This is a genomic window from Pseudomonas sp. Pseusp97 (assembly GCF_047304025.1).
In the GTDB taxonomy this organism is placed as follows: domain Bacteria; phylum Pseudomonadota; class Gammaproteobacteria; order Pseudomonadales; family Pseudomonadaceae; genus Pseudomonas.
In genome coordinates this window covers 1-648 of sequence record NZ_JBGLYK010000475.1, presented here as the reverse complement: position 1 = coordinate 648, position 648 = coordinate 1, and the positions used below count along the sequence as shown (strand labels likewise).

Here is a 648-nt window from a genome sequence, read left to right as displayed (position 1 = left end):
GTGGTTTCTGATTTTTTTGCCGCGTGCTGGCTCGCTACCCGCTTCCCCCGGGCGCCTGGGGGCACCCGGTCCGCCCCAACGCCCGCTCCTACAGAGTCTTCAGATTCGTAGGATGGGTGTTCTTCCCGTGGGACCTCTCAATGAAAAAGCCGCCCGTGGGCGGCTTTTTGCGTTGTGGGGGATCAGCCCGCCGTGCGCCTTTCGTTCAGCACGATCTGCCGCCTGGCGCTGCGCGACAGGCGGATGCACAGCATGATCGCGGCGCAGGTCAGGCCGACGATCAGGCCTTCCCACAGCCCGCGCGGGCCGGTGGGCTCCTGCAGCCAGTGGGCGAGGCCGAGGCTGTAGCCCACCGGCAGGCCGATGCCCCAGTAGGCGAACAGGGTCATGATCATGGTCGCGCGGGTGTCCTGGTAGCCGCGCAGTGCGCCGGCGGCGGTGACCTGCACGGCGTCGGAGAACTGGAACAGCGCCGAGAACACCAGCAGCGTGGCGGCCAGTGCCAGCACTTCCGGGTCCTGGGTGTAGAGCCCGGCAATGTGTTCGCGCATCAGCAGCATGCCGCTGGCGGAAATGCACGCATAGGCCAGCGCCGCGCCCATGCCCACGCCGGCGGCGAAGCGCGCATCCCGCGGCGCTGGCCTATGC

1 protein-coding gene is annotated in these 648 nt (G+C 68.5%); it reads right to left on the bottom strand.

The window, feature by feature from the left end; all coding sequences use genetic code 11:
• Positions 1-182 precede the first annotated feature (182 nt).
• The coding region (locus ACCC94_RS29965) for an MATE family efflux transporter (protein WP_413353205.1) at positions 183-648 on the bottom strand (466 nt) is incomplete at its 5' end.